The 890-nt window shown below is 69.9% G+C and carries 1 protein-coding gene; it reads right to left on the bottom strand.

Annotated elements, in window-relative coordinates:
• A partial coding sequence (locus A33M_RS10655) for an IS701 family transposase (RefSeq protein ID WP_192814104.1) occupies positions 1-890 on the bottom strand: 890 nt, incomplete at both ends.

The raw sequence follows: 890 nt of genomic DNA, 5'->3' as shown, positions 1-890 counted from the left end.
CCGCCCTCACGACCATCCGCAGAAGGTGGGGCCAAAACGACGCTTACCCTGCAGACGGAACAGACGCACGCGAGCCCAGTGATGGAGCCGCGGTCCCTTGCCGCCGGGGGCCGCCGCCAGACGGCGCCAGTCGCGTGCCGGAAGCGGGCCGCGACCGCGGCGGCGGCCTCGTATGCAAACGGCTGCACCATCAGGCGCTCGTTGCCGCGCACGGCCATCACATGCGGCTGGCCACGCTGCTCCAGCGCCATGCGCAGCCCCTTGTCGGAGCCGTAGACCGCATCGCCGAGCACCCAGGCGCAGGAGATCCCGGCATCGAGGGCGGCCATCAGCATGCTGCGTGCGAGCTTGGGCTTGGTCTCGAAGCCGATCTCCGTCGGCACCGACGCCTTCTCACGTCGGTCAGCGTCGGCCGCCCAAGCCTCCGGCAGATAGAGCCGGCGGTCGATCAGTGCGTGCCCGAACCGGCTCGCATAGGCCAGGAACACCCCGACCTGACAGTTCTCCACGCGGCCGGCCGTCCCGGAATATTGCCGCGCCACCCCGACCGAATGCTCGCCCTTCTTCAGGAAGCCGGTCTCGTCGACGATCAGCACGCCGTCACGATCGCCGAGTGCCTCGACTGCGTAATCCATCACGTGGTCGCGCAGCCGATCGGCGTCCCAGCGGCTGCGTCCGATCAGCGACTGGATCCGGTAGGGCCGTTCCGCCCCGACCGTCTCCGACATCAGCCAGCCGGTCTTGCGCTCGACGCCCGAGAGCAGCCCGTCGATGAACGCACCCGCCGTCTCCCGCAGCTCGCTTCGCGGCAGCGCACGTCCGACGCGCTCCTTCAGCACGCTCAGCTCGCGATCCCACGACGTGATGCAGCCGGCCCAGTCGACCACCGC

The organism is Rhodovulum sp. PH10 (assembly GCF_000293785.1).
In the GTDB taxonomy this organism is placed as follows: Bacteria; Pseudomonadota; Alphaproteobacteria; order Rhizobiales; family Xanthobacteraceae; genus Rhodoplanes.
Note: the sequence above shows the minus strand (reverse complement) of the source record. Positions and strands in the feature narration are given on the sequence as shown.